At 45.3% G+C, this 1,202-nt stretch carries 1 protein-coding gene; it reads right to left on the bottom strand.

The genetic code is table 11. The annotated features are described in order from the left end of the window. Positions 1-1,191 (bottom strand): elongation factor Tu, encoded by a 1,191-nt coding sequence (gene tuf, locus AC1M9N_RS14445; protein ID WP_481592547.1) that lies wholly within the window; start codon positions 1,189-1,191, stop codon positions 1-3. Between the last annotated feature and the right edge of the window lie 11 nt (positions 1,192-1,202).

Here is a 1,202-nt window from a genome sequence, read left to right as displayed (position 1 = left end):
TTATGCAGTTACTTTAGCAACAACACCAGCACCAACTGTACGACCACCTTCACGGATCGCAAAACGTAGACCTGGGTCCATTGCGATTGGGTGGATTAATTCTACTGACATTTCTACGTTGTCACCAGGCATAACCATTTCAACGCCTTCTTGCAATTGAATCGCGCCAGTTACGTCAGTTGTACGGAAGTAGAACTGTGGACGGTAACCGTTAAGGAATGGAGTGTGACGACCACCTTCTTCTTTAGAAAGTACGTATACTTCTGCATCGAATTTAGTGTGTGGCTTGATCGCACCTGGTTTAGAAAGTACTTGACCACGTTGTACGTCTTCACGCTTAGTACCACGTAATAAGATACCACAGTTCTCGCCCGCACGACCTTCGTCTAGAAGTTTACGGAACATTTCAACGCCAGTTACTGTCGTTTTAACTGTGTCTTTGATACCTACGATTTCAACTTCTTCGCCTACTTTCACGATACCAGCTTCTACACGGCCAGTTACTACTGTACCACGACCAGAAATAGAGAATACGTCTTCGATTGGCATTAAGAATGCTTTATCAATAGCACGCTCTGGCTCTGGGATGTAAGTGTCAAGCGCTTCAACAAGAGCAACAACTGCATCTTCACCGAACTGACCAGCTTCACCGTTAAGTGCAGCAAGAGCAGAACCACGGATAACTGGAGTGTCATCACCTGGGAAGTCATAAGTAGAAAGAAGTTCACGAACTTCCATTTCAACTAGCTCAAGAAGCTCTTCGTCGTCTACAAGGTCACATTTGTTTAAGAATACAACGATGTATGGAACACCTACTTGGCGAGAAAGAAGGATGTGTTCACGAGTTTGTGGCATTGGACCATCAGTCGCAGCACATACAAGGATCGCGCCGTCCATTTGAGCAGCACCAGTAATCATGTTTTTAACATAATCGGCGTGGCCCGGGCAGTCTACGTGAGCGTAGTGACGAGTTGGAGAATCGTATTCTACGTGTGATGTATTAATTGTAATACCACGTGCTTTTTCTTCTGGTGCAGAGTCGATTGCAGCGTAGTCTTTAGCTTCACCACCGAATTTCTTCGCACATACAGTTGCGATAGCAGCAGTTAAAGTTGTTTTACCATGGTCAACGTGACCGATTGTGCCCACGTTAACGTGTGGCTTATTACGTTCAAACTTAGCCTTAGCCATGAGATCTTCCT

Source organism: Acinetobacter sp. ANC_7655 (genome assembly GCF_056784015.1).
This window is presented reverse-complemented; position numbering and strand designations above follow the sequence as displayed.